The 1,015-nt window shown below is 76.4% G+C and carries 1 protein-coding gene; it reads left to right on the top strand.

Annotated features, from left to right (window positions below; genetic code table 11):
• Window positions 1-372: 372 nt before the first annotated feature.
• Window positions 373-1,011, top strand: coding sequence for a C39 family peptidase (locus ACFU99_RS44575; protein ID WP_384404642.1), 639 nt, complete (start codon window positions 373-375; stop codon window positions 1,009-1,011).
• Window positions 1,012-1,015 lie beyond the last annotated feature (4 nt).

Consider the following 1,015-nt stretch of genomic DNA (forward strand, 5'->3'; position numbering starts at 1 on the left):
ACTCAGCGGAGGGCCTCTCAGGTGCGCCGCGCCCCCGGGGACAGTCCCCGAACCCCCGGGCCGACCACGGCACCGGGCGCCGCCGCGGCCGCGCGCGCATCGGCGTCGGCGGGCAGGCCGAAACGGCCGGCCGGGCCGGGACCGCGCGTCGGAGTCCGGCAGAGCACTACATTCTGGCCGATCGCGGAAGGTGTGACGACCACTTTTCCCGTGGGCCGGGTTTTCCCGTGAGCCGGGCGTCAGGGGCCGGGCGTCGGGGGCCGGGGGCCAGGCGTCCCCCGCACCGGGCTCATGCGATCGCCGGTCCGCCAGGCGGTCCTCCGCCGCCGCTCCCCCCGCCCCCCAGGACCCGCGTCGGCCAGACTGGAGGCCATGACCGCAGTCGACGCGCCCCGCGCCATCCGCCGTCCCGTCCCCTACTACGCCCAGTGGGAGTCCCGCGACCTCGTGCCCGCGATCATCGCGGGCGACCTGCGCGCCGCCGACGACCCGCTGTGGCAGAAGTCCGGCGCGGCCACGGCCGAGGAGTACGCCTTCTGGTCCTGGCGGATGTGCGGCATGGCCTGCCTGCGGATGGCGCTCGACCACTGGCGCGGCGGCGCGCCGCCGTCCGTCACGCTCGCGGAGGAGTGCCGGGAGGCCGGTGCGTACGTGCGCCACGCGGACCGCGTGGACGGGCTGATCTACGCGCCGTTCGCCGCGTACGCGCGGCGGCGCTGGGACCTGTTCGCCGAGTCGCGCCCGGAGTTGAGCGCCGCGGCGGTCCGCGACGAGCTGGCGGCGGGGCGGCTCGTCATGCTGTCCGTACACCCCTCGATCCGCACGCCGGGGGCGCGACCGGAGACGCGCGGCGGGCATCTGGTGCTCGCGGTCGGGGCCGACGACGAGCGTCTGCTCATCCACAACCCGTCCGGATTCCCGGACGGCACACAGGAGTTCACCCCCGTGCCGTGGGACGAGCTCGAACACGTCTACGCCGGCCGCGGCGTCGTGCTCGGCCCGCACGCCTGACCTC

This window comes from Streptomyces sp. NPDC057654 (genome assembly GCF_042800135.1).
Lineage (GTDB): Bacteria > Actinomycetota > Actinomycetes > Streptomycetales > Streptomycetaceae > Streptomyces.

What these genes read in the sequence shown, in the direction of transcription:
- ACFU99_RS44575 (WP_384404642.1), top strand. Translation starts at nt 373, where the DNA reads ATGACCGCAGTCGACGCGCCCCGCGCCATCCGCCGTCCCGTCCCCTAC.